We start from the raw sequence: 26,950 nt of genomic DNA on the forward strand, positions 1-26,950 counted from the left end.
GACGGCTGGGCGTGACTGGACGTGCCGTCGAGTATAGCGCCTGTCGAAGAGAAATGTTCGGCGGGCCGAAACCATGGTGATGGTCGCCCAGGAATCAGCCCAGGCAACTGGGTCCGAGCAGTGCTTTCAGGTCGCCCATCAGCGCGGAACTCGGCGCGACCCGCAGGGACTCGGTCAGCTTGAGCTGCGTCTGCCGCTTGTCGCTGACCAGCGTGACGTGCACGTCGGCCATACCCGGATGTCGGGTCAGCACCTGCTTGAGCGCCTGCACCCGATCCGGGGTGCAGAGTCGGGCGGACAGCGTGAGTGCGACCGGCTTGGTCGCGCCGGCGGTCTCCAGGTCGGGGACGGCGAGGTCGTTGGCGGAGATCATCATGCTGTCCTCGCGCAGGTTCACGCGGGCCTTGATCAGCACGATGTTGTCGGCCACGATGTCCATCCCGTACGCGACGTAGGCGCGCGGGAAGAAGTAGACCTCGACACCACCAACCATGTCTTCGAGGGTGACCGCGGCCCACGGCTCGCCCTTCTTGTTCACCCGGCGCGTCACCGACGAGATGATGCCGCCGATCGTGATCTGCGCACCGTCGGAGATGTCGCCTTCCAGCAGCGACGTGATCGAGGTGTCGGTGTGCGCGGCGATGGCGTGTTCGACGCCGGCCAGCGGATGCCCGGAGACGTAGAGGCCCAGCATCTCCCGCTCGATCGCGAGCTTGTGCTTGGTGTCCCACTCCTCCTCAGGGACCTTGACGGCGAAGACCTCGGCCATCGAGTCGTCGGCTCCGCCGGCATCGCCGAAGAGGTCGAACTGTCCGATCGCCTCGGCCTTCTTGGTGCCGATCACCGATTCGACGGCTTCGGCGTGCACGAGGAACAAGCCCTTGCGCGGATGGCCGAGAGAGTCGAAGGCGCCCGCCTTGATCAGCGATTCCGTCACCTTCTTGTTGCAGGCGGTGACATCGATCTTGCCGAGGTAGTCGGAGAAACTGGTGAACTTCCCCTTCTCCTCGCGCGCGTTGATGATCGACCCGACGACGCCCGACCCGACGTTGCGGATGGCGGCGAGACCGAAGCGGATGTCGGCACCGACGGCCGCGAAGTTGCGCTGCGACTCGTTGACGTCCGGCGGGAGGACGGTGATGCCGAGCTTGCGGCAGTCGGCGAGGTAGATCGCCGCCTTGTCCTTGTCGTCGCCGACCGAGGTGAGCAGACCGGCCATGTACTCGGCGGGATAGTTCGCCTTCAGGTAGGCGGTCCAGAAGGAGACGAGACCGTAGCCCGCGGCGTGCGATTTGTTGAACGCGTAGCCGGCGAACGGCAACACCGTGTCCCACAGGGCGGTGATCGCCGCCTGCGAGAAGCCGTTGTTGCGCATACCCTCCGCGAAGCCGTCGTAGGCCTCGTCGAGGATCTCCTTCTTCTTCTTGCCCATCGCACGACGGAGCAGGTCTGCTTGTCCGAGCGAGTACCCGGCGACCTTCTGCGCGATCTGCATGATCTGCTCTTGGTAGACGATCAGACCGTAGGTCTCGGAGAGGATCTCCTTCAGCGGCTCCTCGAGCTCCGGGTGGATCGGTCGGATCTCCTGGAGACCGTTCTTGCGCTTGGCGTAGTCGGTGTGGGCGTTCACACCCATCGGACCGGGTCGGTACAGCGCCAGGACGGCGACGATGTCCTCGAAGCCGGTGGGCTGCATCATCTTCAGGAGTTCGCGCATGGCCGCGCCGTCGAGCTGGAACACGCCGAGCGTGTCGCCGCGGGCGAGTAGTTCGTAGGTCTTCTCGTCCTCCAGCGGCAGCGAGTCGAGGTCCAGGTCGATCCCGCGGTTGAGCTTGATGTTCTCCAGGGCGTCACCGATGACGGTGAGGTTGCGCAGACCCAGGAAGTCCATCTTCAGCAGGCCGATGGCCTCACACGACGGGTAGTCCCAGCCGGTGATGATCGCGCCGTCCTGCGCACGTTTCCACACCGGGATCGCGTCGGTCAGCGGCTCCGACGACATGATCACGGCACAAGCGTGGACACCGGCGTTGCGGATCAGGCCCTCGAGGCCGAGTGCCGTGTCGTAGATCTTCTTGACGTCCGGGTCGGTCTCGATGAGCGTGCGGACCTCGGTGGCCTCGCCATAGCGCTCGTGCTCGGGGTTGGTGATGCCCCAGACCGGGATGTCCTTGGCCATGATGGGCGGCGGCAGCGCCTTGGTGATGCGGTCGGCGATCGCGAAACCCGGCTGGCCGAACTGGACTCGGGCGGAGTCCTTGATGGCGGCCTTGGTCTTGATGGTTCCGAAGGTGATGACCTGGGCGACCTTGTCGCTACCCCACCGCTCGGTCGCATAGCGGACCATCTCGCCACGACGGCGGTCGTCGAAGTCGATGTCGATATCGGGCATCGACACGCGCTCGGGGTTGAGGAATCGCTCGAACAGCAGTCCGTGCGGGATCGGGTCGATGTTGGTGATGCCCAGCGCCCAGGCGACGAGCGAACCCGCCGCCGAACCACGGCCCGGGCCGACGCGGATGCCGACCTCGAGAGCGTGGCGGATCAGGTCGCCGACCACCAGGAAGTAGGCCGGGAAACCCATCTGGATGATGACGTCGAGCTCGTAGTTGGCGCGATCGAGGTACTCCTGCGGCACCTCGGTACCGGCGAAACGACGCTCCCGGAGCCCCTTCGCGACCTCCTTGCGCAGGAAGGTCTGCTGGGTCTCGCCGTCGGGCACCGGGAAGACCGGCATGCGGTCGCGGTGGGTGAAGACGTCTTTGTAGGACTGGACGCGCTCGCCGATCTCGAGCGTGTTGTCACATGCGCCCGGGACCACCGAGTCCCACTGCTCGCGCATCTCCGCGGCCGACTTCAGGTAGTAGCCGTCGCCGTCGAACTTGAAGCGGGTGGGGTCGGACAGCGTCTTGCCGGTCTGCACGCACAGCAGCGCCTCGTGGGCGGCGGCATGCTCCTTGGTGACGTAGTGGCAGTCGTTGGTGACGATCGGCTTGATGCCGAGCTTGCGGCCGATGTCGAGGAGACCGTCGCGCACGCGGCGCTCGATCTCGAGGCCGTGCTCCATCAGCTCGAGGTAGAAGTTCTCCTTGCCGAAGATCTCCTGCCACTTCGCCGCGGCCTCGAGCGCTTCGCGGTCGTGACCCAGGCGCAGACGGGTCTGCACCTCACCCGACGGGCAGCCGGTGGTCGCGATGATGCCCTCGGCGTGTTCGGCGATCAGGTCGGCGTCCATACGCGACCACTTGCCCAGCTGCCCCTCGATGGAGGCGAGCGAGGACAGCTTGAACAGGTTCCGCAGACCGGTCGCGTTCTCGGCGACCATCGTCATGTGCGTGTAGGCACCCGAACCCGAGACGTCGTCGCTCTTCTGTTCGCGCGAACCCCACTGGACACGTTTGGTGTCGAACCGCGAACCAGGAGCGATGTAGGCCTCGATACCGATGATCGGCTTGATGTCGTTCTTGATCGCGGAGTTGTAGAACTCGCTGGCACCGAACATGTTCCCGTGGTCGGTCATGCCGATCGCGGTCATGCCCAGCCGTTTGGCCTCGGCGAACAACGGTGACACCTTGGCCGCACCGTCGAGCATCGAGTACTCGGTGTGGTTGTGCAGGTGAACAAACGAGTCCGTCACTGTGCCTCTTCTGTGCTCGCTGGTTGCTGTGCTCGCTGGTTGCTGTGCCCGTGGTCGTTTCGCGCGCTGATCGTGCGCACGCCGGTCGCCGAGTCCGGGTCTACTTTAGGCGCGCGCACCGACACCCACCGGAAGGCACTCCGGGCCGTGACGAATGGGGCGGCTGTGACACCATGTGCGCCTCGCGCACGCCCACCTCGCGGGCTGCAGCGTCACACGAACTACAAGGCCACGACGAACACGAGGACGATCAGGATCAGCAGCACGGCCGCCACCCCGGCCAGCACCAGGGGCAGGCGGTTCGAACCCGACCGAGTGGGACCACCGGAGGACACGGTCCCGCCCGGGAACGGTGGGCCGCTCGGAGGGCGGCCCATCGGACCCGAGCCCGCGGCGCGGAGGTGGTCGTTGGTCTGGCGGTGCGGGCCGGACGGCGGGTGTTGCCACACGGCGGGGTCCGCGCCGGTCGCCGGACGTGATGGTGCCTGCCGTTCTTGCCGCGCCCTGTCCGGGACGGGGCGTCCCGGGGTCTGGCGCGGTGCGGCCCGCCGAGTTGCCTCCCCGCCGGGCGGGGTCGGTGACGGTCCGCGGTACACCGGACGTCCCGGGGGCGGAGATGTGGGCGGACCCGGTCGACGGGCCGCCGGCGTCGAGGCGGGATGGTTCCGGAGGACCGGCCGGGGTGAGGGTCCGCGTACGGTGACGGCTCCGGCGTCGGGTACCGCCGGCGGTTTCACCGGCCGGACACTCGCCGTCAGCGCCTCGGCGAACTCGCGACAGTTCGCGAACCGCTCCTCGGGCGTCTTCGCCATGGCCCTCGAGATCACCCCGTCGACCCCCGACGGCAGTCCTGGTACGAGCTCGGACGCCGGCGGCACCGGCTCCTTGAGGTGTGCGCCGATGACCGCCCCGGTGTCGCGGTCGTCGAACGGCACCCGGCCGGTGAGCAGATGGAAGGTGGAGGCCGCCAGGGAGTACTGATCGCTGCGGCCGTCGAGCGTCCGCCCCATGAGCTGTTCGGGTGAGGCGTAGGACAGGGTCGCGAGGACGGTGCCGACCGACGTGAGCGCCTCGGTCTCGTCGGAGATCTTGGCGACGCCGAAGTCGGTCAGCAGCACCCGCTGCTCATCGACCGGCGAGTCCTCGTCGACCTCGGCGAGCAGGATGTTGCCGGGTTTGACGTCGCGATGGGTGAGGCCACGGCGGTTGGCATGGTCGATGCCGCGGGCGACCTGCGAGACGATGTGGGCGACCCGCGGCGGCGCGAACCGTCCGATGTCGTGCAGTTCGCGGGCACAGTCGGTGCCCGGCACGTACTGCATCGCGATCCAGAGCAGGTCGGACTGACCGGATTTCGACGCGACGGGGACCGTCGCCCGGCCACGGTTGAAGACGGTGACGATGTTGGGGTGGTCCAGCGTCGCCGCCACCTCCGCTTCCCGGAGGAACCGGCGACGGAAGTTGTTGTCGGTCAGGCCCGCCGAGTCCTTCAGGACTTTCAGGGCGTCGTACCTGGGGAGCTCGGGGTGCCGCGCGAGGAAGACAGCGCCCATTCCACCGCTGCCGAGGAGTCGCTCGACGCGGTACCCGGCGATCACCGTTCCAGGCTCGAACACCCTCTCAATCTAGGCGAGTTGCCCGGTGGTGTCGCCGGTTGACGACCGAACGAATGCCGCCACCACCGGCACGGATCCGGCAAGTCGGTCAGGTGTCGCGCAGCACGTCGAGCGCGTGCTGGAGATCGTCGGGATACTCCGAGCTGAACTCGACCATGCGCCCGTCCGCGGGGTGGGCGAAGCGCAGTGTCCGAGCGTGCAGCCACTGCCGTTCGAGACCGAGTTTCTTGGCCAGGACCGGGTCGGCACCGTAGGTCGGGTCACCGCAGCACGGATGGTGCAGCGCCGAGAAGTGGACGCGGATCTGATGTGTCCGACCGGTTTCGAGGTGGACGTCGATCAGTGACGCCGCGGCGAACATCTCGAGGGTGTCGTAGTGGGTGATGCTCGGCTTGCCGTTCGCGGTCACCGCGAACTTCCAGTCGTTGCCGCGGTGACGGCCGATCGGCGCGTCGATCGTGCCCGACGGCGGATCGAGATGCCCCTGGACGAGGGCGTGGTAGCCCTTGTGGACGGTCCGCTGTTTGAATGCCCGCTTCAGCAACGTGTAGGCGCGTTCGGACACCGCGACGACCATGACGCCGGACGTCCCGACGTCGAGCCGGTGGACGATCCCCTGGCGCTCATGGGCGCCGGAGGTCGAGATCCGGAAGCCGGCGGCGGCCAGCGCGCCGATGACGGTGGGCCCGCTCCAGCCGAGCGAGGGGTGCGCGGCCACACCGACCGGCTTGTCGACGACCACGATGTCGGAGTCGTGGTAGATGACCTCGAGGTCCTCGACCGGCGTCGGTTCGACCCGCAGCGGCTCGTCGGGCTCGGGCAAGGTGACGTGCAGGAGGGTCCCCGCGGCGAGCTTGTGCGACTTGCCGACGACGACCCCGTCGACCATGACGTCACCTTCCTCGGCGAGGGTCGCCACGACCGTCCGCGACAGACCCAGCATGCGGGAGACCCCGGCGTCGACGCGCATGCCGTCGAGTCCGTCGGGTACCGGCACGACACGTGATTCACGCATGGGTACTGCCCCCGTCTTCGCCGTCGTGGTCGTGCTTGTTCCGGCGGGCCGCCCACCCGGTGCGGCTGCCGTCGTAGTCGAAACCCAGCGCCGACAGCGCCACCAGCAGGATCGCCCCGCAGACCACGGCGGAATCCGCCACGTTGAACACCGGCCACCAACCGACCGAGACGAAGTCGACGACGTGACCCTGGAGCGGTGCCGGGGCGCGGAAGATGCGGTCGATCAGGTTACCGATCGCACCGCCGAGCACGAGAGCCAGACCGATCGCCCAGCCCCAGGACTTCAGCCTGCTGCTGTAGCGGACGATGACGGCCACGACGACCAGCGCGATGATCGTCAGCACCCACGTGTATCCCGAGGCCAGTGAGAAGGCGGCGCCGCTGTTGCGCACGAGTCGGAGGGTGACGACGTCTCCGATGATCTCGATCGGGCGCTGCGGGTCGAGCGTCGCGACGGCGATCACCTTGGTCAGCAGGTCCAGCCCGATGACGACGAGCGCGACGCCGAGAACGGCGGCGGACATCTTGGAGAAACGTCGTGCGGGGGTCGCGTCGTCCGATCGGACTCGATCGCGGTCGGCGTCCGGAGAATCGGCGCCGTGCGGATCCGCGTTGCCGGAATCCGTCAGGGGTTGGTCATCCACAGCCTCATTGTCCACGACCCGTCGAATACGCTGGCTACCCGTGTCCTCGCATCGTCGTGTCCTCCGGTCCGTTGTCTCCTCGTGCGCCGTCTTGACGGCGGTATCCGTGCTGGTCGCGGGGTGCTCGTCGGGGTCCGACGATGCTGCGGGCGCCAGTTCGGCGACGGTCGCCGGTTGCGCGAACGGATCGCCCTCCCGCGCGGCCGGAGCGGCGCCGGTGCCGATTGCGGGGGCCACGGTCACCCTGGTCGACCCGGGTGAGGGTGAGCGCCGCGTGGCCGCTCCCGCTCCCGACACCTCGTCCGCGCAGACCGTGACGCTGGTGACGACCTCCGATGTCGCCTCCCCTGGTTCGGCGGATGCCGAGACCGTCGAGACCCCGATGACCGCGCGGTTCTCGTGCGCCGAGAAATCGGAGCTGGAACTCGAACTGGGCACCGTGACGTCTCCGGACGCCTCCCTCAACGGGCAGTTGCCGGCGATGACGGGCACGAAGGCGGGACTGACCACCGGCCCCGGACTCGCGCCGGTCGCGTTGCGTCTCGCCCCTCCCGAGCAGGCGGGCCAGGAAGCACGCCTGGCCGTCGAACAGTCCCTGGTGACGGCGTTGAACACCTCCATCGCGCTGCCGACCGAGCCGATCGCGGTGGGTGCGCGGTGGCGCACCGAACGCGTCATCTCGGCGGCCGCGACGGTCACGCAGACGATCGACGCCCGGCTGTCGGCCTGGGACGGGAACCGTCTGACCATCCAGTTCTCCGCCGAGGAGACCCCGGTGAACTCCGTCTTCGCGATCCCGGGCGGCAGCGACACCCTCACCATCAGCCGTTTCAGTTCCGAGGGCGGCGGCAGCGTCGAGATCGACCTCTCGCGCGGGCTGCCGGTCGGCGGCCGACTGACCTACACCGGTGCGCGCGAACTCGTCGGGGCCGACCCGTCACGCCCCCTGGTACAGAAAACCGGGTTGACCGTCACCTGGCGGTGAGGACAACCCGGCTTCCCGGTCTATCGAGTCGTTGCGATCAGGCGGCGCACATCGCGCTCTTGACCTGGTACAGGCCGAGCAGGTTGCACACGGTCTCGTTGGAGAGCTTCCAGCGGCCGTCGTCGAAGACGATGGTCGACTCGGCGTTGGTCGGCGGGTTGCCGGCGGTCTCGATGCGGACCTTGACGCGGGCCTTGTTCGGGCCGGCGCTGATGACCGGGTTCACCAGGACCCAGTCGACGTCGGAGTTCTCTGCGCGGGCCTTGACCAGCTCGTCGAAGATGGCCGGGTCCTTCTCCGAACCCTCGACGAGGACGATCTTGTCCTTGCTCGGGATCTTCGGGTCGACGGCGGTGTCCACGAGCTCGTTGAGAGCGGTGATCGACGGCGGCTTGCTGCCGTTGGTGATCTCGGATTCGGTGTCGCCGCCGGCGGCACCGGCATCAGCGGTGCTGGTCGCGGTCGGGACGGGCGGTGCGTCGCTGTCGTCGCCACCGCAGGCTGCGACACCGGTCATCAATGCGGCCGCGATCATGGTCGCGCCAAGAAACTTCCGATACTTCAACGATCTCCCTCACTATGTCTGTGGACGTGGGTGCGCCGGGGCGCTCTCCCATGACTCGCCGATGGGGTCTGCCGGGGCGGGCCCGGCGACAACCCACACCACTATGCCAAACGTAACCGGATGATCCGGGTTCCACGCCGCGGCCACGACGCTTGACGCCCGGGCTGCCTGCCGTGAGGCTTGACGACCATGTCCGCTTCTCCCCCGCTCGGCTCGCCGACGACCGTGCTGATCACCACCGGCGGCACCATCGCCGCCCGGACCACGGCCGACGGTGCCGTTCCCGCGCTCGGCGCCGACGACCTGCTGTCGGCCGCATCCAGCACGGGAGCGGCGGACGCCGAAGCCGCGGACGCCGGGGCCGGGGGCACCGGGACGGGTCCCGTCCGCACCGTCGACCTGATGTCGGTGGACAGTTCGGCGATGACCGTGGCCGACCAGTTCGCGGTGGTGCGGGCGATCGCCGACGCCCTCGTCGACCCGGAGGTCGCCGGGGTCGTGGTCACGCACGGCACCGACACGATGGAGGAGACGGCGTTCCTCGCCGATCTGTACTGCGCCGACGAACGGGCGGTCGTGTTCACCGGAGCCCAGTCACCGGCCGACCGACCCGACGCGGACGGTCCGATCAACCTGGCTGCCGCATTGGCCGCGGTCCGCGATCCCGGGAATCGGGGCCGCGGGGTCCTGGTGGTCGCCGGGGGTCGCGTGCTGCCGGCGCGCGGGTTGTTCAAGGTGTCGACGTCCGACGCGGTCGCCTTCGACTCGGTACGCACCGACCTGCCGCGTCCGGTGCTGACCGACGGGATCCCGCTCGGCCGCACCGCCCGGGTCGACCTCTTCGCGCTGTATCCCGGGGTGTCCCCCGGGCTGATCGCGGCCGCGGTCGCACAGAACGCCGCGGGCATCGTTCTCGCCGCGACAGGTTCGGGGAACACGCACCCGGACATCACCGCCGAGGTCGCGCTCGCCGTCACCCACGGCGTGACCGTCGTGGTGACCAGCCGGGTCCCCTACGGCAAGGTGTCCGCGACCTACGGCGGTGGCGGTGGTGCCGTCGACCTGCACCGGGCAGGGGCGATCGTGTCGCCGTGGCTCCGTGCGCCGCAGGCCCGCATGGCACTGATCGCGCTGCTCACCGCGAAGGCGAGTCCCGACACGATCGCCGGGTTCTTCTCGGCATCCGGGAATTGATGCGGCACAGCTGATTCCAGGATGGTCACTCGTCGTCGTCGGCGCCGAGATCCCATTCGAGACTGTCGAGCGGGTCGGCGGGACGCAGATCGGGGTCGTCGACACCGAAGGTGCGGGTGCGCCCGGGTCCGGTGGTGCGCGTCTCGAAGCGGACGGTGACGACGCCGTGCCCGCTCCCCTGCACCCAGCCGTGCCCGAACTCGGGATGGGTCACGTCGGCGCCCGGCGCGAACGGCGCACGGCTCTGCGGATTTCCGCCCGGGGCGAACCGCACGGGTTCGGGTGACTCGGTGTCGACGGTCGTATCGTGCACGGTCTCCGACACCTCCACGATGTCGCCGGAGTCCGACGACGGGCTCCCCGCGCCACCCGCGGAGGCGGTGTCGTGGTGGGTCGTCTCGTCCGGCGCGGCGTCGAGATCGTCGAACAACGCGTACTGCTGCACCGCACTGAGACCGGAGAACCCCACGCCCACAAGACGTATCGCTCCGACCGTGCGCGGGTCGAGGGCGAGGCGCTGCGCGGTGCGTTCGAGGTCGTCGAAGTCGGTCGTGGCGGCGGCGGTGGTCGCCGAGCGGGTCAGGATCGACATGTCGGAACGTTTGAGCTTCAGCACCACCGTGCGCGCGCCGCGCCCGTCCTTGAGCAGCCGGCGATGCGCGTCGGTGGCGGCCTTGCGGATCGCCTTGCGCAGTTCGTCGAGGTCGACGATGTCCTCGGCGAAGGTCGATTCGGCGCTGATCTGCTTGGCCGAGGCGCGTTCGGCGACCGGCCGGTCGTCGATGCCCTGGGCGAGCCGATGCAGCGCAGGTCCGACGGTGCCGCCGAGCACCGACGCGACCTCGACCGTCGACATCCGCGCGAGGTCTCCGATGGTGTCGATTCCCAGCCGCGCGAGACGATCCCCCGAGACCGGACCGATGCCCCACAGTTTGCGCACCGGCAGTCCGTGCAGGAAATCGATCTCGCCCGACGGCGGGATCACCATCACACCATCGGGTTTCGCCATCCCCGAGGCGATCTTGGCGAGTTGCTTTCCGCTGCCGAATCCGACCGAAGCCGCGAGTCCGCACTCGGTGCGGATGCGGGCGCGCACCTCCTCGGCGAACTCGCGCGCCTGCGCCACCGAGGCCCCGGCGAGTTCGGCCGGTTCGGCGAACGCCTCGTCGAAGGACAGCGTCTCGATCACCGGAACCGCTTCGCGCACAATGCGGAACACCCGCTTGCTGACCTTGCCGTAGACCGCACCGCGCGGGGGCACCACGACGCCGGTGGGGCCGATGAGGCGTCGGGCCTGATGCATCGGCATCGCCGACCTGGCCCCGAACACCCGGGCCTCGTAGCTCGCTCCTGCCACCACTCCCCGACCGCCGGAACCGCCCACGAGCACCGGGCGGCCGCGCAGCGTCGGGCGGGTGAGCTGTTCGACGGAGGCGAAGAAGGCGTCCATGTCGAGGTGCATCACCCAGCGTGCGCCGCGTTCGGAATCGGCACCGGCCGGTGCCCCGCCCGATCCCCCGCCGGACATCCACCGTTCGGGTACGGATGAACCGTCCGCGATCGTCGAGTCGGAATCCGGGCGCACCACCTGTCCGAGTCTAGTGAGCCGACGCGCTGGGGAAATCGGCTAGCCGGCGGACGTGATGGCGAAGACCGGGATCGAGCCGGCATGCGCGGCGAGGTCGGCGTCGGACGGCTTGGCGTCGAGCCCCTCCGGCGGGAAACGGCCGACCTCCCAACCCCACTTGCGCAGGTACTCGCCGATGATCGGCGGGCGCCGGTCGGGGTCGACCTCGGCGAGGGCAACCACGGTCCGACGGCGTCCGCGCCGGAGTTCCACGGTCTCGGCGACGCGTGCGTTCCGGGCCCACTGGGTGTTGCCGCGCGGCGAGACGAGGTACTCCCCGCCGTCGAATCGCAGAACGTTGACCGGGATGGTCTGCAGCTTGCCGGTCTTGCGGCCGGGGACGGTGAGGTTCTGCGCGCCGGCGAGGTTGACGCCGTGGTCGGCGAGCCAACGGACGGTGCGGTTGAAAACGTTGTCGAGTCCCTCGGGAGCGCGGTAGTGGGTCGTGCCGGTCATCGTGATGAGCCCCTTCGTGGTGGGTGGCAGGTTTCGAGAGCACCGCTCTCGTTTTCGAGTCTGCACCCACTCGCGCAAGAAATCAAGAGCACTGCTCTCGAAGTGTGCGAGGATCGACCCATGGCGACCGGACGAAGCCGCGCGGAGAACCGCGCGATGATGACCGACGAGATCCGCAGACTGGCGCGCAAGCACCTGGCCACCCATGGCGCGGCCGGACTGTCGCTGCGCGCGATCGCCCGGGAGATGGGCGTGGTGTCCTCGGCCGTCTACCGGTACGTCCCGAGCCGCGACGACCTGCTGACGATGCTGCTCGTCGAGGCGTACAACGACGTCGGCGACGCCATCGACCTGGCGGTTGCGGCCGTCGAAGCCGACCACCGACGGGCGCGACTGCTCGCCGCCGCGGAGGCCGCCCGGGAGTGGGCACTCGCCGACCCGGCCCGCTGGGCACTCCTCTACGGCAGCCCGGTACCCGGTTATGCCGCGCCGGGCGAGGAGACGATGGTGCCGGGCACACGCATCCCGGCCCTGCTCCTGCGCGAGTGCGCGGCCGCCTGGTCCGAGGGACTGTTGCGGGACGACCTGCCCACTCCCACAACCGGGGTCGCCGGCGACATGTCCGCCATCCGCGACGAGTTCGGCATCGACGCCCCGGACGACGTGATGGCCGCGTCGACGACCCTCTGGGCAGTCCTCGTCGGTGCGATCAGCCTGGAGACCTTCGGCCAGTACGGCAACGACACCTTCGCCCACCCCGCCGACCTGTTCCGGTCGCAGATCGAGCTGACCTTGTCGGGGCTGTTCCGGAACTAGTACCAATCCCATTGCACGGCTGAGGAATTCAGGTCGCCACCGGGGCGCGGGAGTTCACCGCGCGACGGTGCGCGGTTCCTCCAGGCCGGTCAGCTTGTCCGGGTTGCGCATGGCGTAGATCTGCTCGATGACGCCGTCGACGATGTGGAGGGTGAACGTGCCCTCGAGCCGGTCGTCGATGTAGATCGCCACGCCGGACTGGTTGTTGAAGACCGCCGGTTCGAGTCGGTAATCCATGTCGCGGCCGAGCCGGGCGAAGCCGGTCAGCAACCGGGCCACGGCCAGAGCGCCGTGGATAGGGTGCTTCACCGCCATGACCTTGCCGTCGCTGTCGGCGGTGAACTCGACATCGGGGGCGAGCATGGTCAGCAGGCCCTCGACGTCACCGGACTGTGCAGCCGAGAGGAACGCGTCGACCACCGCGACCGCGCGTTCGGAATCCACCGGGTCGAACCGTGGACGACGCGCCTCGACGTGGTTCCGGGCGCGGTGCCCGATCTGACGGACCGTGGCCGCCGGCTTGGCGAGCATGTCGCCGACCTCGTCGTAGGAGAAGCCGAACACCTCGCGCAGCACGAACACCGCACGCTCGTTCGGGCTCAACGACTCCAGCACGATCAGCATCGCCGTCGACACCGCCTCGGCGAGCACCACGTCGTCGGCGAGATCCCGCTCGTCGGTCAGGATCGGCTCCGGCAGCCACGGTCCGACGTACTCCTCGCGTCGCCGCGACCGCGACCTCAGCACGTTGAGTGCCTGCCGGGTGACGATCTTCGCCAGATACGCCTTGGTGTCGGCGATCTCGGTGTCGTCGACCTCCGCCCACCGCAGGTAACTGTCCTGCAGCACGTCTTCGGCGTCGGCCGCGGTCCCGACCATCTCGTAGGCGACGGTGAACAGCAGCGGCCGCAACTCGGCGAAACGAGCTGCCCGCCGGTCGTTCTCCGAGTGCCTGCCGTTCACCGGAACCCTGCCTCTCGTCGGCGAGCCGGTCACTGCAGAACCGGCTCACGCTCGGCGGTCACCTCGCGACCGCGCAACCAGCTGAATGCGCCCGGGTGCGCGCCCTCGCGGCGGATGTTCCACACGGTACCGCGGCACACCGCTTCCTTGGCCAGAGCTGCGAGACGGCCCGTCACCACCGCTCGCGCGGGCGAGTCGTCGCGCCGGGTGAACTGCAGGGTGGCCGCGTGGCGCCCGATGCTCGTGCACTGTGCGACGAAGGCCTGGTCCACGGGGATCGGCCGGTCACCGGCGATCCGGGCGAGCACGGCCTCGGCAGCCTGGGCCCCCAGCGGCTGAGCCGCCTGGCAGCTCATCCGCAGAGTGATCCCCTGGACTGCGACCGCGTCCCCGGCGCCGAGAATCCGATCGTCGTCGACGCTCGTCAGGCTCTCATCGGTCTGCAGACGGCCGATCCCGTCGGTGGTCAACCCACTGTCCGCGGCGAGCTCCGGGGCCTGGAAACCGGTGGCGAAGACCGTTGCCGCGCTGGGCAAATACTGTTCGCGACCCTCGGTCTCGAGGATGACCCGCGAGGTCTCGACCGCGATGACCCGAGCGTTGTCGAGCACGTCGACGCCGAGTCGGCCGATTTGCCGGATGGTGGCCCGACGGCCGCGTTCACCCACCGACGGAGCGACGGCACCGCCACCGGCCAGCGTCACCGCGAAGCCGCGTTCGGCGAGTTCACCGGCGAGCTCGACCCCGGTGAGGCCGCCGCCGACGACGACCACCGGCGCACCGGCGTCCAGGGCGTCGATGCGTTCCCGGAGGTGCTGTGCCGCAGCCCAGTCCGAGGCCGACAGGGCGTGGTCGGCCGCGCCCGGGAGGTCCGGGAGGTGATGGCGGCTGCCGATGGCATAGATCAGGTAGTCGTAGTCGACGTGCTTCCCCGATGCCAGATGTACCCGCCGGGCGCGGGCGTCGATCCGGACGGCGGTGTCGACGACGACGTCGATGCCGTCGCCGAGCACGTCGTCGAATGCGGCCTGCGGCTCACCCGTCCGTGCGATGAACTGGTGCAACCGGATTCGCTGCACGAAGAACGGTTGCGGGTTCACGACCGTGACGTCGACGGCGGGGTTGCGCCGCAGCCGGTTGGCCGCCATCGCCCCCGCATAGCCGGCGCCCAGGACGACCACGTGCGTCCGCTCGACTGTCTGGATCTCCTGCGTGGTGTCGGTGGTGCTCATCGTTCTGCCTTCCGTCGGTGTTCGAGGTGGTCATCCTCGAGACACCGACGGCGGCAGAAACGTGACAGTCAGCGCGAAATAGCCGGTCAGCCGACCTTCGCGACATCGGCGGTGACGCCGTCGCCGAGCTCGATGGCTCCCGGCGCACCGTCGGCGGTGACGTCGAACTCCACGGCGAGGACCTCTCCGGCGACCAGGTCGGCGTGGGTCTGTGCCCACTCGAGACGCTCGGCCGGGACGACGAGGCGCACCGTGATGCGGTCGGAGACGTCCAGATCGAGGTTGCGGCGCGCATCCTGCAGTTCGCGCACGCGGTCCTTGGCCCAGCCCTCGGCCTCGAGCTCGGGGGTCACCGCCGTGTCGAGCACGACGAGACCCTTGCCACCGGGCAGCTCGGCGGTGGAGTCCGGTTCGACCGCCACCAGCTTGCGGCTGTACTCGCCGTCGTGGAGCTCGATGCCATCGGCGACGACGACCTCCGCGCCCTCGGCGTTCGTCTCCACCGACCAGTTGCCGGACTTCACGGCCTTGATCGCGCGCTGGACATCCTTGCCCAGGCGCGGGCCCGCGGCGCGGGCGTTGACCGCGATCTCGTAGCGGCCGTACTCGCTGGCGTCGGTGGCGAGCGAGACGGACTTGACGTTCATCTCGTCCTTGACCAGGTCGACGTACGGCTCGAGTGCGGCCGCGGTCGGCGAGGCCACGGTCAGACCGGGCAGCGGCAGGCGGACGCGCAGCTTGTTGGCCTTGCGCACGCTCGACGCGACCGAGCAGACCGCCTGGACCTCGTCCATCGCCGCGACCAGATCGGCGTCGGCGGGGAGCTCGTCGGCGGTCGGCCAGTCGGTCAGGTGCACCGAACGGCCACCGGTGAGTCCGCGCCAGATCGCCTCGGTCGCCAGCGGCAGCAGCGGCGACGCGAGCCGCGAGGCCACCTCGAGCACGGTGTAGAGGGTGTCGAAGGCGTCGGTGTCCGTCTCCTGGCCGGCCCAGAACCGTGCCCGCGAACGGCGCACGTACCAGTTGGTCAGCGACTCGACGAACTCACGGAACGCGTCACACGCACCGGCGATGTCGTAGGTGTCGAGCGCCTCGGTCATCACCTCGCGCGTGGTGGCGAGCTTGGCCAGGATGTAGCGGTCGAGGACGTTCTGCGAGTCGGTCCGCCAGGTCGCCGGGCGATCTGCGTAGAGCTGCAGGAAGCTGTAGGCGTTCCACAACGGCAGCAGCGCCTGACGGACACCCTCGCGGATGCCGCGCTCGGTGACGACGAGGTTGCCTCCGCGCAGGATCGGCGAGGCCATCAGGAACCAGCGCATCGCGTCGGAGCCGTCGCGGTCGAAGACCTCGTTGACGTCCGGGTAGTTGCGCTTGGACTTGGACATCTTCTGGCCGTCGTCACCCAGCACGATGCCGTGTGCGGCAACGGTCTTGAACGCGGGCCGATCGAACAGCGCGGTCGCCAGCACGTGCATGGTGTAGAACCAGCCGCGAGTCTGACCGTTGTATTCGACGATGAAGTCGCCCGGGTTGTGCGCCACCGCCGAGGCCGAGTCCCCGCCGTCGAACCAGTCGCGGTTCTCGAACGGGTAGTGCACCTGCGCATAGGGCATCGAGCCCGACTCGAACCAGCAGTCGAGGACCTCGGGCACGCGGCGCATCGTCGACCGCCCGGTCGGGTCATCCGGGTTCGGTCGGGTGAGATCGTCGATGAACGGCCGGTGCAGGTTGTCCGGGCGCACGCCGAAGTCGCGCTCGAGTTCGTCGAGCGAACCGTAGACGTCGATGCGCGGGTGCTCCGGGTCGTCGGAGATCCACACCGGGATCGGCGCGCCCCAGTAGCGGTTGCGGCTGATGTTCCAGTCGCGCGCACCCTCGAGCCACTTGCCGAACTGGCCGTCGCGGATGTGTTCGGGCACCCAGGTGATCTGCTTGTTCAGTTCCACCATGCGGTCGCGGAACTGGGTGACGGCGACGAACCACGACGGCACCGCCATGTAGATCAGCGGCTGTCCCGACCGCCACGAGTGCGGGTAGGAGTGCTCGATGGTCTCGTGGCGCAGGATGCGGCCGGCCGCCTTGAGGTCCTTGATGATCACCGGGTTGGCGTCGAAGACCATCTGGCCCTCGTACGGCGGAACCTGCGAGGTGAAGCGGCCACCCGGATCGAGCGGCTGCACGACCTCGATGCCGTTGGCGGTCGCGAGGTCCATGTCCTCTTCACCGAAGGCCGGCGCGAGGTGCACGACGCCGGTGCCGCTCTCGGTGGTGACGTAGTCGCCGAGCAGCACGCGGTGGGCGTTGGGGTGTCCGACGAAGAATTCGAACGGCGGTGTGTAGGAGAGGTTCTCGAGGTCCTTGCCCAGGTGGGTGCCGACGACCTCGGGGTCGGCGATCTCCTTGGCGTACGCGCCCAGCAGCGCCTCGGCCAGCAGGTACTGCTGACCGTCGGCGGCCTTGACGTGCACGTAGGTGACCTCGGGGTTGACCGCGATCGCGAGGTTGGACGGCAGGGTCCAGGGCGTGGTGGTCCAGATCAGCGCGTTGACACCGTCGAGCGAGGCCAGCGGCCCATCCGGCACCGACAGCGGCATCCGCACGGTCACCGCCGGGTCCTGGCGCATGCGGTAGGCGTCGTCGAGCTTGGACTCCTGATTGCTCAGCGGCGTCTGCTCGTACCAGCTGTAGGGCAGCACGCGGTAGCCCTGGTAGATCAGACCCTTGTCGTAAAGGGCCTTGAACGCCCACATGACCGACTCCATGAAGTCGAGGTCGAGTGTCTTGTAGTCGTTGTCGAAGTCCACCCAGCGCGCCTGGCGGGTCACGTAGTCGCGCCACTCACCGGTGTAGCGGAGAACCGAGTCACGGCAGTACTCGTTGAACTTCTCCATGCCCATCTTCTCGATCTCCGACTTGTCGGTGATCCCGAGCTGGCGTTCGGCCTCGAGTTCGGCGGGCAGACCGTGTGTGTCCCAACCGAATCGGCGATCGACCTTCTTGCCGCGCATGGTCTGGTACCGGGGTACCACATCCTTGACGTAACCGGTCAGGAGATGGCCGTAGTGCGGGAGACCGTTGGCGAAGGGCGGTCCGTCGTAGAAGACGAACTCCTCGGCGTCGGCGCGGTTCTCGATGGACGCGGCGAACGTCGAGTCGGCATCCCAGTACTGCAGGACGTTCTGCTCCACGGACGGGAAATCGGGGGCGCTGCGCCCTGTCCCACCCGTCATGTCGACCTTGGGGTACACACGTCCGGTCGCGTTCGCGCCCGTCTCGTTCGTGTCGGTCACGGCTCGTCTCCTCGTGCCTGGTGATGTCTCTCCTCGGCACGGGGACGCACACCGTAAGGTCTGCGCGGTACCACCCCGCTTGCGCCCGCATTCCGGCGCCACTCATCGGATCGCGCGGGTCTACCCGTACGGTCCCGTGGCTGTGACGGGCCACGCCCGCCCGGTTCTACTGGGAGCGCTGCCCTGGTTCGGGCGACGGCTCTGTTCTTCCGGGTGCTCCCCGGTGATGGCCGGATCGACGCGTCAACCAGTGTAACGACGCACCGCCCGGACAGGCGAATCGGTATCGCCGTCCGGGCGGTGCGTGGTCACAAAAGAGGAGTCAGTCGAGCGGTGGACGCCAGTTCGGGTCGAGCGGATCGAAATCCGCCGCACGACGCCGGCCGGGTCGCGGTTCCGGGGGCTCGGGCTGCTCCCCCTGCGGTCGCTCACCCGACTGGGCGGGATCGGGTCGCGCGGAGTCCTGACCCTGAGGCCACGCCGGACGCTGCCCGGACGCCCGCTGCCCGGAGGGCGGTTGCCCGTACTGCTGCTGGGGACCCGACGGCGGGTTCCCGTACTGCGGCAGCGGTGACGGGTCGGGACGCGACGGCTGACCGCCGGGAGACTGCTGACCCGGCGCCTGATACGGGGCACGAGGCGGCTGCCCCGGTGCACCCCGGCCGGACGGTGCCGGACCGGGAACGGGCGTCGGACCGGAGTTCGGCTGGCCGACCGGCTCGCCGACCGACCGCAGGTAGTCCTCGAGGTTGCCCTCACGACGCTCGTGCGCCGGGCGACTCTCGGGCACCACGGGCCGAGATGGCGTCGGCCCCGACGGTGCGCCCATACCGGGTTCGAAGGAGGGCTGCTCATAAGCGACCGTCGCCTCACCGGTGTCGGAGTCCCGCGCCGACGGCATCGCCGTCGGATGCCGGCGTGTCCGGGACTCGTCGGCATCGCTTCGGCCCCCGGCGAAACCGGCGTCGTCGCTGTCGGTGTCGACCTCGTCGCGTCCGGCTCCGGGGACCATGTCCTCCAGCGATCGAGCGGAGTCCCGGTTACGTCCCGAGAACACGTCGACGAGCAGGAAGGCCAGCCCGAGGAGACAGATGACGATGCAGGCAACGGCCAGCCACACGGTCCCGGTGATGAGACCGAGGATGAGCAGCACGAACCCGATGAGGGTCGCGCCCAGGGCCAAGGTCAGCACATCACCAGCCTAGGGTGCATGTCCGGCGCGGAGGTCAGCTCGGCGAGTAGCTGCTGAAACCGCCGCTGCCCGGGTCGTTCGAGAACGACTGATCGGGACGACCGCCCTCGACCGGTGCGGCGCTGCCCCGCTGCTGCAGCTCCTCGAGCTGCGACTCCAGGTAGGTCTTCAGACGGGTGCGGTACTCACGCTCGAACGTCTTGAGCTGTTCGATCCGGCCCTCGAGCACACCACGCTGCTGGTTGATGGTGCCCATGATCTCGCTGTGCTTGCGCTCGGCGTCGCTCTGGAGTGCGTCCGCGCGCTCCTGCGCCTGACGCAGCTGCGCCTCGGAACGCGTCTGGGCGTCGGCCAGAATGGCCTCCGAGCGCTGGCGCGCGTCGGCGAGCATGGCGTCGGACTTGCTCTGGGCCTCGGAGACCATCGTGTCGGCGCGGGTCTGCGCATCGGCCAGCATCGCGTCGGCGTCGGCGCGGGCACTGCCGGTCAGACGGTCCGCGGTGTCCTGTGCGAGTGCGAGAACGCGGGCGGCACGAACGTTGGCGTCGTCGTTGGTGGGCGCGGGCTGCTGGACGGGAGCGGGCTGCTCCTGGACCGGCGGCTTGGCGAACATCTGGGTCCGCTCCTCGGCGGGGGCTGCGCCGGCACCCGACCGGGCGTCGGCGACCTCACCCTCGAGTTCCTCGACGCGCTGCTTGAGGTCGGTGTTCTCTTCGATCAGCCGGGCGAGCTCGGCCTCGACGAAATCGAGGAACTGATCGACCTCGTCCTCGTTGTAGCCGCGCTTACCGATAGGCGGTTTGCTGAACGCGACGTTGTGCACATCAGCTGGAGTCAGCCGCATGTCGGTTCCCCTCGTGTCTGTGGTGAAGCTTGTGTTCAGTTGGCGGGCCGTCCAACCCGGATCGCGCGACGTGAGTCGTTCGACCAATACAGGTTGTCACTAACTATTCATACCAGTCAAAAACTGTAACTGGCGACCAATCCTGTCACATGCGAACCGTAGGTCGCACTGTTTGATGCTCAGCCCGATCGAAACGCGTCCGAACGGGCAGGGCACCGAAGACGACAACCAACGGTAGTCCATCGCCGTACCCCAAGGTACCCGGGTCTCCGGGGACCCGGCGGACGACGCGTCGGCGAATCAGGAGCGGGTGAGAACCAGTGCGGTGGCCAGCGAATCGGCGACCGCGTCGGCGCGGAGACCGTTCACGACATTCATGGCGATGATGACGACGAGCATGACGATCATCAGCGACAGATCCAGGCGGATCGGACCGAGCGGGATCGGCGGGAGGACCCGGCGCAACGCCTTGATCGGCGGATCGGTCAGCGTGAAGACCGTCTCGATGATCACGACCGCCACCCCGGTGGGCCGCCACTCGCGGGCGAACGTCCGCACCAGCTCGACGACGAGCCGGCCGAGGAGAAGCAACCAGAAGACCAACAGGATGTAATAGAGGACACCCAACAAAATCGCAGCCACGCGTCAAGATTGCCTGAAGAGCACCATTCGGTGCGAACCGAGGGTGCCCACCTGCATCAGGAGTGGTTGTAGAAGCCGGTCTCGGCGATCTTGCGGCGGTCCTCGGGCGACACGTCGACGTCGGCCGGCGACAGCAGAAAGACCTTGGTGGCGACCTTGTCGAAGGAACCGCGTAGGGCGAACGCCAGGCCCGCGGCGAAGTCGACGAGTCGCTTGGCGTCGTCGTTGGTCATGTCGACGAGGTCCATGATGACCGGGTTGCCGTCGCGGAAGCGCTCACCGATGGTGCGGGCCTCGCTGTAGTCGGAGGGACGCAGGGTGGTGATCTTCTGCAGCGGGCCGTCGGCGAAGACGCGCTCGAGCTCGCGATGTTCGGGGCCCGCCGGTCGCGACGACGCGGCACGCAGGGCGGCACTCGACGAACGCTGGAGCGGTTCGAGGCGCGCAGCGGAGCGCATGGGGGCCTCGGGAGCCGGACGCGGTCCGGCGTAGGCGAACTCGGGGGCGAAGTCGCCGGCGAGTTCGTATCCGCCGTCGAAATGACGGTCGTCGTAGGCCATCTCGTCGCGGTAGCCGGCCTCGCGGAAGCCGGGGTCGCGCAGGGAGGGCTCGTAACCGGGGTCGTAGGAGCCGTCACCGTAGTAGTCGTCACGGTAGACGCGCTCACGCGACGGGGCACGCAGCGCAGAGCCGTCTTCGAGGTAGTCGTCCTCGTACTCACTGGGCGGCACCATGCCGAAGTAAGCCTTGAACTTCTGCATCGTGGTCATAGTCGGCCTCTCTGTCGTGCGACGCCGGTGTGCAGCCGTGCCGGGTGGTGCATCTGATGTCATTGTGCTTGCTGAGATATCTGCGCTTGTTGTGTCACTTGGTTCTGTTGTTACCAATGTGATTACTGAGAGAGTAGCGGCCGATCGCCCATGATCGCGGTTCCGACACGCACGCATGTCGAGCCGGCTGCAACCGCCTCTTCCATGTCACCGGACATGCCTGCGGACAGTTCGACGGCGTCGGCGTACTGATCCCGAAAAGCGTTGTGAACGCGGGCGGATTCGTCCATCCAGTGCGTCCGCTCGCCGGTGAGCGGGGCGATGACCATGAGCCCGCGCAGCTGCAGTGCGTCCTCGGCCGACACCTGTTCGGCGAGTGCGGGGAGATCCGCCTCGACGACGCCGCCGCGTTGCGGGTCCCCGTCGAGACTCACCTGGAGCAGAACCCCGAGGCGTTCGGTCCGCTCCCCCTCGTCGAGCGCGGCTCGCGCGGCCCGGCCCAGCGCGTCGACCACCTTCGGGCGGTCCACCGAATGCACCGCACGCGCCCACCGCGCGACGGAACGGGCCTTCTTCGACTGGACGGTCCCGATCATGTCGAACACGGGCACGTCGGTGGAATCCTCGGGTGCCCAGTCGGCGAGAACCGCGGCGACCTTGCGACCGGCCTCGGGTTCGCGGGATTCCCCGAACGACCGGACGCCCAGGTTCAGCAACCGGCGGACGTCGTCGGCCGGAAAGTACTTGGTGACGACCAGGAGTGCGCACGACCCGGCGGGGCGGCCCGCAGCCGCGATGGCGGCGTCGAGCCGCCCGCGTACGGCTTCGAGTCGCTCGGACAGCTCGGCGGTGCGTGCGTCATCGAGAGAGTCGCTCATGTCCCCCATCATTCTCCGCGTGGAGCACCGGGGGTCTACTCGCCGTCCGGCGCACTCTCGTCGTCCATCCAGATCACCGATGCCAGGCGGCCGGTCGGTGCGCCGCGCCGATGGCTGAAGAGACTCAGGTCCGAGATCGTGCAGCGCGGGTCGACGGCGACGCCGGCGACCCCGGCCTCGAGGAGCTGACGGCGCAGACCTGCACGCAGGTCGAGGCCCGTCGTGCCCTTCTTGGTGCGGCTCGCGCTCCCGGGCAGATGCTTCTCGACGTCGGCCTGCATCGCCGGGGGCACCTCGTACTGTTCGCCGGAGGCGGCCGGGCCGAGGAACGCACCGATCGACTCGATGCGCGCACCGAGTTCGACCATCACCTTCAGCGTCGCGCGCACGATGCCGATCCGTGCCCCGACGCGCCCGGCGTGGACACCGGCGATCACGCCGGCCTCGTCGTCGCTGAGGAGCACCGGAACACAGTCGGCCGACAGCACGGCGAGCGCGAGTCCCGGCGTGGTCGTCACCAGCGCATCGGTCGCCGGGACCGGTTCGGTGACCGGACCGTCGACGACCGTCACGCTGCGGCTGTGGATCTGTTCCATCCAGACGACCGACGACGCGGGCAACCCGATCTGCTCGGCCAGACGATTCCTGTTGGCGGACACCGCCTCCGGGTCGTCTCCGACATGGTCACCGAGGTTGAACGAGTCATACGGTGCCACCGAGACGCCGCCGGCACGCGTGGTGACCACACGACGTACCCGCATGCGGGTCAGCGCTTCATGAAGGACGGCACGTCGACGTCGTCGTCGTCGAGGTGCACGGTGTTGCGACGCGGGGGCTCCGGTTCACGCTCACCACCGAAGGGATCACCCGACCCCTTGGGGATGTCACCGAACAGCGGATCGCTCTTCGGCGGCGCCGACACCGCGCCGGCCTGCCCCTGTCCGACGGCCGAACGGCCGGCGGCAGCGGCGGGCACATCCGAGCGCTTCTTCGGGGTGCCACCGTCGAAACCGGCGGCGATGACGGTCACGCGGACCTCGTCGCCGAGGTTGTCGTCGATCACGGTGCCGAAGATGATGTTGGCGTCCTCGTGGGCCGCCTCCTGGACCTGGGTGGCCGCGTTGTGGATCTCGAAGAGGCCGAGGTCGCTGCCGCCGGCGATCGAGATCAGTACACCCCGAGCGCCTTCCATCGAAGCCTCGAGCAGCGGCGAGTTGATCGCCGACTCGGCCGCCTTCTTGGCGCGGTCCTCACCACGGGCCGAACCGATGCCCATGAGCGCGCTGCCCGCGTCGCTCATGACGCCCTTGACGTCGGCGAAGTCGACGTTGATCAGACCCGGGGTGGTGATGAGGTCGGTGATGCCCTGGACACCGTTGAGGAGGACCTCGTCGGCGCTGCGGAAGGCGTCCATGAGGCTCACCTGAGCGTCGCCGAGCTGGAGCAGGCGGTCGTTGGGGATCACGATGAGGGTGTCGCAGGACTCCCGCAGCGCGGTGATGCCCGCTTCGGCCTGTCCGCCGCGACGCTTGCCCTCGAAGGAGAACGGGCGGGTGACCACACCGACGGTGAGAGCGCCGAGCTTGCGGGCGATCTGCGCGACGACCGGTGCGCCACCGGTGCCGGTGCCGCCGCCCTCGCCCGCGGTCACGAAGACCATGTCGGCGCCCTTGAGGAGTTCCTCGATCTCGTCGCGGGCGTCCTCGGCGGCACGGCGGCCGACCTCGGGGTCGGCACCGGCACCCAGGCCACGGGTGGAGTCGCGACCGACATCGAGCTTGACGTCGGCGTCGCTCATCAGCAGGGCCTGCGCGTCGGTGTTGATCGCGATGAACTCGACTCCCTTGAGCCCCTGCTCGATCATGCGGTTGACGGCATTCACGCCGCCGCCGCCGATGCCGACGACCTTGATGACGGCCAGGTAGTTGTGCGGTGGCGTCATGCGCTCGCCTTCCTCGTAATGGGTCGTGCTCGATGTTCCGTTGCTGATCTCTCAGCGCGTTCCGGTGCTGAGGTCTCAGCGGCTAAGTGCTGGCAAAACCCTAAACCTGAACCATAGATTTAGAGTTATGTCAAGTAGTTCGTTGTGGAGATGACGCTAGGCATCCCGGGCCCCGGTATCCACAACAGCGCCCGGCGTGTCGGGAAGTCGCACCCGAAATTCGGTGAATTTCCCAGATCTTCAACGAATCTGACGCCGTTCCCGGCGCGTGCGGCCGGCCGGCGGTCGCCACGATCACTTGTAGGCCGGGAACTCGGGGCTCGAGACGTTGTACATCTTGGCGTCCCGGCTCAACAGATACGTGAGGGTTCGCGCCTTCTCCGCACCCCGATCGCTGTCGCCCCAGATGACCCGGCGATTCTCGGTGAGGATGAACTCGATGTCGACCGGAGAGCTCGCCGACACCCGGATGACCTGTCGCGCCAGCGATTCCGGCAGTCCGGCGACCGCAGTGATCGCCTCCCGGGTGGTGGGGTCGGCCGGGCCCGGGTTCGGGGTCTCGAGGACGGGGAGCTTGAGCACCTCCGGCGGCACGCCCTGGGCGCGGACGTAGTGGAGGAAGGACACCCCGGACCGGTCGAGGACATGGACCTCGTCCCCGCTCGTCACGATCACCACCGGCACCCGCTCGACGACGGTGATGGTCAGCGTCGACGGGTAGGACCGCTGGACGCGGACGGATTCGAGGGACGGGATACCGGCGACCCGCTGCGCGACGGCGCGGGTATCCACCTGGAGGAGAGGTGTCCCCGGCGGGACGGCCGCGACGCGCAGGATCTCGTCGGCCGGAACCGAACCGTTGTCGCGGATGTCGGTGCTGCGCACGGCCATCAGCGGGGTGAGGTAGGCGATCAGAACCAGTCCGACCCCCGCGGCGACGACCATCAGGGTGCCGAGGATCAGGCGGGACCGGCGGCGGGTCGGCCAGCGGATCACGAGACCCGTCCTGTGAGGCCCCCGTCGCCGGGGCCCTCACCGGTCGCCGGCGTCGCGTCGTCGGTCCCGGTGTCCGCACCCAGTGCGGCCAGGATCTCGGGACCCTGCATGGTGATGTCGCCCGCGCCCAGGGTCAGCACGACGTCCCCTGGCCGGGCCAGGCCGGCGACCTGCCCGGCCAGCCGCGACAGATCCGGCGCGAACACCGACGGGCGGGTCAGCTTGTCGGCGATGGTCCGGCCGCTGACACCCGGGATCGGTGCCTCGCGGGCGCCGTAGACGTCGGCGACGACCACGGTGTCGGCGAGGTCGAGAGCGGCGGCGAACTCGTCGGCGAACTCGACCGTGCGCGAGTACAGGTGGGGCTGGAAGACCGCGATGACACGACCGCGTGGCGCGCCGGGGCCGACCCGCGCGGCCATCATGGACTGCGCCGCGGACAGCACCGAGCGCACCTCGGTGGGATGGTGGGCGTAGTCGTCGATGACCTCGACGCCGCCCCGGCGTCCGCGGAACTCGAACCGACGATGGACCCCGCCGAACGCCCCGATGCCCGCCAGGATCCCGTCGAGGGCCCCCGCGGCGTCGGTGGTCCCCGCGCCGTTGACGCGCACGGCACCGATCACCGCGGCGATCGCGTTGAGCGCCATGTGTTCTCCCGGCAGCGGGAGGACGAGTTCGCGATCGACGACCGTGCCGTTCTCGTCGGCGGGACCGGTCACCGGCGCGGTGAAACGGACCCGTGCCGCTCCCCCGGCGGCTCGCGGTTCCCACGACAGCAGGGTCGCCACGTTGGGCACGCCGGGCGCGAGGCCCGCATGAGTGCCGCGACCGTAGCCGAGGACCGCCACCCCGCGCTCGGCGAGATCGCCGCGAACGCGTCCGGCGAGTGCCGCCGATCCGGGATCGTCGAGGCAGACCACGAGGGTGCCGCCGGTCCGGATGCGTTCGGTGAACTTGTCGAACACCTCGACGTAGGCCTCGATCGACCCGAAGAAGTCGAGATGGTCGGCGTCGATGTTGGTGACGGCGACGATGTCGGGCGTGTACTCGAGCAGCGAGCCGTCGCTCTCGTCGGCCTCGGCCACGAAGACCGGGTCGCCGCCGTGATGTGCGTTGGTCCCCGACTCGTTGAGCTCGCCGCCGATCGCGAACGACGGGTCGCTGCCGGCGTGCTGGAGTGCGACAACGGCCATCGAAGTGGTCGAGGTCTTGCCGTGCGTCCCGGCCAGCAACAGGGTCCGGTCGCCCTTCATGAGCTGGGCGAGCACGCGCGGGCGCAGCAGGATCGGGATGCCCCGCGAGCGGGCGGCCACCAGCTCGGGATTGGTCTTGGGGATGGCGGCGTGGGTGGTGACCACCACCGACGGGCCGCCCGGGATCTGGTCGAGCGCCGACGGATCGTGCCCGACCTGGACTCGTGCGCCACGGGTGCGGAGTTCGAGGATGCCCCGGCTGTTCTTGGCGTCCGATCCGGAGACCTGACCGCCGCGGGCGAGCAGGATGCGCGCGAGCCCGGACATGCCGGCTCCGCCGATGCCGACCATGTGCACGCGGGCCAGCTGCGGTGGCAGTCCTCCGGTTCCCACAGTCGTCCCCTCGCTCATGCCGTCACCTCCCACGCCTTCTCCGGTCGTCTCGCCG

At 68.9% G+C, this 26,950-nt stretch carries 22 protein-coding genes; 3 read left to right on the forward strand and 19 right to left on the reverse strand.

All coding sequences use genetic code 11. The features are described from left to right. Positions 1 to 94 precede the first annotated feature (94 nt). From dnaE to lspA, 4 genes are all read right to left on the reverse strand, one after another. On the reverse strand, positions 95 to 3,637 hold the full coding sequence (gene dnaE, locus RVF83_RS21215) for a DNA polymerase III subunit alpha (RefSeq protein ID WP_005198845.1): 3,543 nt from the start codon (positions 3,635 to 3,637) through the stop codon (positions 95 to 97). Between the two features lie 221 nt (positions 3,638 to 3,858). Next, entirely contained in the window at positions 3,859 to 5,253 is a 1,395-nt protein-coding gene (locus tag RVF83_RS21220; protein ID WP_005198844.1) for a serine/threonine-protein kinase, read from the reverse strand. 88 nt (positions 5,254 to 5,341) lie between these two features. Further along, positions 5,342 to 6,268 carry an RluA family pseudouridine synthase gene (locus RVF83_RS21225; protein ID WP_005198843.1) on the reverse strand — a complete coding sequence of 309 codons (927 nt, stop codon included), beginning with the start codon at positions 6,266 to 6,268 and terminating at the stop codon, positions 5,342 to 5,344. Continuing rightward, the gene (lspA, locus tag RVF83_RS21230; RefSeq protein WP_085950792.1) at positions 6,261 to 6,914 is read right to left on the reverse strand and encodes a signal peptidase II; all 654 of its coding nucleotides are present in this window, start codon (positions 6,912 to 6,914) and stop codon (positions 6,261 to 6,263) included. The genes RVF83_RS21225 and lspA overlap by 8 nt, the downstream gene beginning before the upstream one ends. 40 nt (positions 6,915 to 6,954) lie before the next feature. Here lspA and RVF83_RS21235 point away from each other — a divergent pair, with 40 nt between their 5' ends. Continuing rightward, positions 6,955 to 7,899 (forward strand): hypothetical protein, encoded by a 945-nt coding sequence (locus RVF83_RS21235; protein WP_051989294.1) that lies wholly within the window; start codon positions 6,955 to 6,957, stop codon positions 7,897 to 7,899. A 37-nt stretch (positions 7,900 to 7,936) separates the two neighbouring features. Here the strand turns inward: RVF83_RS21235 and RVF83_RS21240 are convergent, their stop codons facing one another. Then, entirely contained in the window at positions 7,937 to 8,416 is a 480-nt protein-coding gene (locus RVF83_RS21240; protein WP_005198840.1) for a hypothetical protein, read from the reverse strand. A 237-nt stretch (positions 8,417 to 8,653) separates the two neighbouring features. Here RVF83_RS21240 and RVF83_RS21245 point away from each other — a divergent pair, with 237 nt between their 5' ends. Then, positions 8,654 to 9,658, forward strand: a complete 1,005-nt coding sequence (locus RVF83_RS21245) for an asparaginase (protein ID WP_005198839.1) — start codon at positions 8,654 to 8,656, stop codon at positions 9,656 to 9,658. A gap of 25 nt (positions 9,659 to 9,683) precedes the next feature. Here the strand turns inward: RVF83_RS21245 and RVF83_RS21250 are convergent, their stop codons facing one another. Further along, the gene (locus RVF83_RS21250) at positions 9,684 to 11,186 is read right to left on the reverse strand and encodes a DNA polymerase IV (protein ID WP_051989298.1); all 1,503 of its coding nucleotides are present in this window, start codon (positions 11,184 to 11,186) and stop codon (positions 9,684 to 9,686) included. A 99-nt stretch (positions 11,187 to 11,285) separates the two neighbouring features. After that, complete coding sequence (locus tag RVF83_RS21255) at positions 11,286 to 11,741, reverse strand: nitroreductase/quinone reductase family protein (RefSeq protein WP_005198837.1); 456 nt, start codon at positions 11,739 to 11,741, stop codon at positions 11,286 to 11,288. Between the two features lie 120 nt (positions 11,742 to 11,861). Between RVF83_RS21255 and RVF83_RS21260 the strand changes: the two genes are divergently transcribed. Next, positions 11,862 to 12,557, forward strand: a complete 696-nt coding sequence (locus tag RVF83_RS21260; protein WP_005198836.1) for a TetR/AcrR family transcriptional regulator — start codon at positions 11,862 to 11,864, stop codon at positions 12,555 to 12,557. A 54-nt stretch (positions 12,558 to 12,611) separates the two neighbouring features. On the opposite strand, the gene RVF83_RS21265 is transcribed toward RVF83_RS21260, so the two are convergent. The 12 genes from RVF83_RS21265 to murC all read right to left on the reverse strand — a co-directional run bounded on the left by RVF83_RS21265 (position 12,612) and on the right by murC (position 26,913). Next, positions 12,612 to 13,520, reverse strand: coding sequence for an RNA polymerase sigma-70 factor (locus RVF83_RS21265; RefSeq protein WP_005198835.1), 909 nt, complete (start codon positions 13,518 to 13,520; stop codon positions 12,612 to 12,614). Positions 13,521 to 13,549: 29 nt separating this feature from the next. After that, positions 13,550 to 14,752 (reverse strand): NAD(P)/FAD-dependent oxidoreductase, encoded by a 1,203-nt coding sequence (locus RVF83_RS21270; protein WP_005198834.1) that lies wholly within the window; start codon positions 14,750 to 14,752, stop codon positions 13,550 to 13,552. An 86-nt stretch (positions 14,753 to 14,838) separates the two neighbouring features. After that, positions 14,839 to 18,042, reverse strand: coding sequence for an isoleucine--tRNA ligase (gene ileS, locus RVF83_RS21275; protein WP_005198833.1), 3,204 nt, complete (start codon positions 18,040 to 18,042; stop codon positions 14,839 to 14,841). A gap of 322 nt (positions 18,043 to 18,364) precedes the next feature. Beyond that, a complete protein-coding gene (locus RVF83_RS21280) occupies positions 18,365 to 19,234 on the reverse strand; it encodes a hypothetical protein (RefSeq protein ID WP_005198832.1) in 870 nt (289 codons plus the stop codon). Between the two features lie 34 nt (positions 19,235 to 19,268). Next, positions 19,269 to 20,078, reverse strand: a complete 810-nt coding sequence (locus tag RVF83_RS21285; RefSeq protein WP_005198831.1) for a DivIVA domain-containing protein — start codon at positions 20,076 to 20,078, stop codon at positions 19,269 to 19,271. Between the two features lie 300 nt (positions 20,079 to 20,378). Continuing rightward, positions 20,379 to 20,720 (reverse strand): YggT family protein, encoded by a 342-nt coding sequence (locus tag RVF83_RS21290; RefSeq protein ID WP_005198826.1) that lies wholly within the window; start codon positions 20,718 to 20,720, stop codon positions 20,379 to 20,381. Between the two features lie 56 nt (positions 20,721 to 20,776). Further along, complete coding sequence (locus RVF83_RS21295; protein ID WP_005198823.1) at positions 20,777 to 21,490, reverse strand: cell division protein SepF; 714 nt, start codon at positions 21,488 to 21,490, stop codon at positions 20,777 to 20,779. Positions 21,491 to 21,612: 122 nt separating this feature from the next. Further along, the gene (locus RVF83_RS21300; RefSeq protein ID WP_005198821.1) at positions 21,613 to 22,377 is read right to left on the reverse strand and encodes a YggS family pyridoxal phosphate-dependent enzyme; all 765 of its coding nucleotides are present in this window, start codon (positions 22,375 to 22,377) and stop codon (positions 21,613 to 21,615) included. Positions 22,378 to 22,403: 26 nt separating this feature from the next. Beyond that, entirely contained in the window at positions 22,404 to 23,129 is a 726-nt protein-coding gene (gene pgeF, locus RVF83_RS21305) for a peptidoglycan editing factor PgeF (protein ID WP_005198819.1), read from the reverse strand. Between the two features lie 5 nt (positions 23,130 to 23,134). After that, entirely contained in the window at positions 23,135 to 24,310 is a 1,176-nt protein-coding gene (ftsZ, locus tag RVF83_RS21310; RefSeq protein ID WP_005198817.1) for a cell division protein FtsZ, read from the reverse strand. 294 nt (positions 24,311 to 24,604) lie between these two features. Then, positions 24,605 to 25,306: a cell division protein FtsQ/DivIB gene (locus RVF83_RS21315; RefSeq protein ID WP_005198815.1), complete on the reverse strand. Its 702-nt coding sequence runs from the start codon at positions 25,304 to 25,306 to the stop codon at positions 24,605 to 24,607. Continuing rightward, positions 25,303 to 26,913 carry a UDP-N-acetylmuramate--L-alanine ligase gene (murC, locus tag RVF83_RS21320; protein WP_005198813.1) on the reverse strand — a complete coding sequence of 537 codons (1,611 nt, stop codon included), beginning with the start codon at positions 26,911 to 26,913 and terminating at the stop codon, positions 25,303 to 25,305. Before murC ends, RVF83_RS21315 begins: the two co-directional genes overlap by 4 nt. Positions 26,914 to 26,950: the final 37 nt, after the last annotated feature.

The sequence above is a fragment of the Gordonia rubripertincta genome (assembly GCF_038024875.1).
Lineage (GTDB): Bacteria > Actinomycetota > Actinomycetes > Mycobacteriales > Mycobacteriaceae > Gordonia > Gordonia rubripertincta.

Excerpts from the sequence above, each read along its gene's own strand:
- RVF83_RS21225 (WP_005198843.1), bottom strand. The coding sequence starts at position 6,268 with ATGCGTGAATCACGTGTCGTGCCGGTACCCGACGGACTCGACGGCATG.
- RVF83_RS21240 (WP_005198840.1), bottom strand. The coding sequence starts at position 8,416 with ATGACCGGTGTCGCAGCCTGCGGTGGCGACGACAGCGACGCACCGCCC.
- RVF83_RS21245 (WP_005198839.1), top strand. The coding sequence starts at position 8,654 with ATGTCCGCTTCTCCCCCGCTCGGCTCGCCGACGACCGTGCTGATCACC.
- RVF83_RS21250 (WP_051989298.1), bottom strand. The coding sequence starts at position 11,186 with ATGTCCGGCGGGGGATCGGGCGGGGCACCGGCCGGTGCCGATTCCGAA.
- RVF83_RS21255 (WP_005198837.1), bottom strand. The coding sequence starts at position 11,741 with ATGACCGGCACGACCCACTACCGCGCTCCCGAGGGACTCGACAACGTT.
- RVF83_RS21260 (WP_005198836.1), top strand. The coding sequence starts at position 11,862 with ATGGCGACCGGACGAAGCCGCGCGGAGAACCGCGCGATGATGACCGAC.
- RVF83_RS21270 (WP_005198834.1), bottom strand. The coding sequence starts at position 14,752 with ATGAGCACCACCGACACCACGCAGGAGATCCAGACAGTCGAGCGGACG.
- RVF83_RS21285 (WP_005198831.1), bottom strand. The coding sequence starts at position 20,078 with ATGCGGCTGACTCCAGCTGATGTGCACAACGTCGCGTTCAGCAAACCG.
- RVF83_RS21295 (WP_005198823.1), bottom strand. The coding sequence starts at position 21,490 with ATGACCACGATGCAGAAGTTCAAGGCTTACTTCGGCATGGTGCCGCCC.
- RVF83_RS21300 (WP_005198821.1), bottom strand. The coding sequence starts at position 22,377 with ATGGGGGACATGAGCGACTCTCTCGATGACGCACGCACCGCCGAGCTG.
- pgeF (WP_005198819.1), bottom strand. The coding sequence starts at position 23,129 with ATGCGGGTACGTCGTGTGGTCACCACGCGTGCCGGCGGCGTCTCGGTG.
- ftsZ (WP_005198817.1), bottom strand. The coding sequence starts at position 24,310 with ATGACGCCACCGCACAACTACCTGGCCGTCATCAAGGTCGTCGGCATC.
- murC (WP_005198813.1), bottom strand. The coding sequence starts at position 26,913 with ATGAGCGAGGGGACGACTGTGGGAACCGGAGGACTGCCACCGCAGCTG.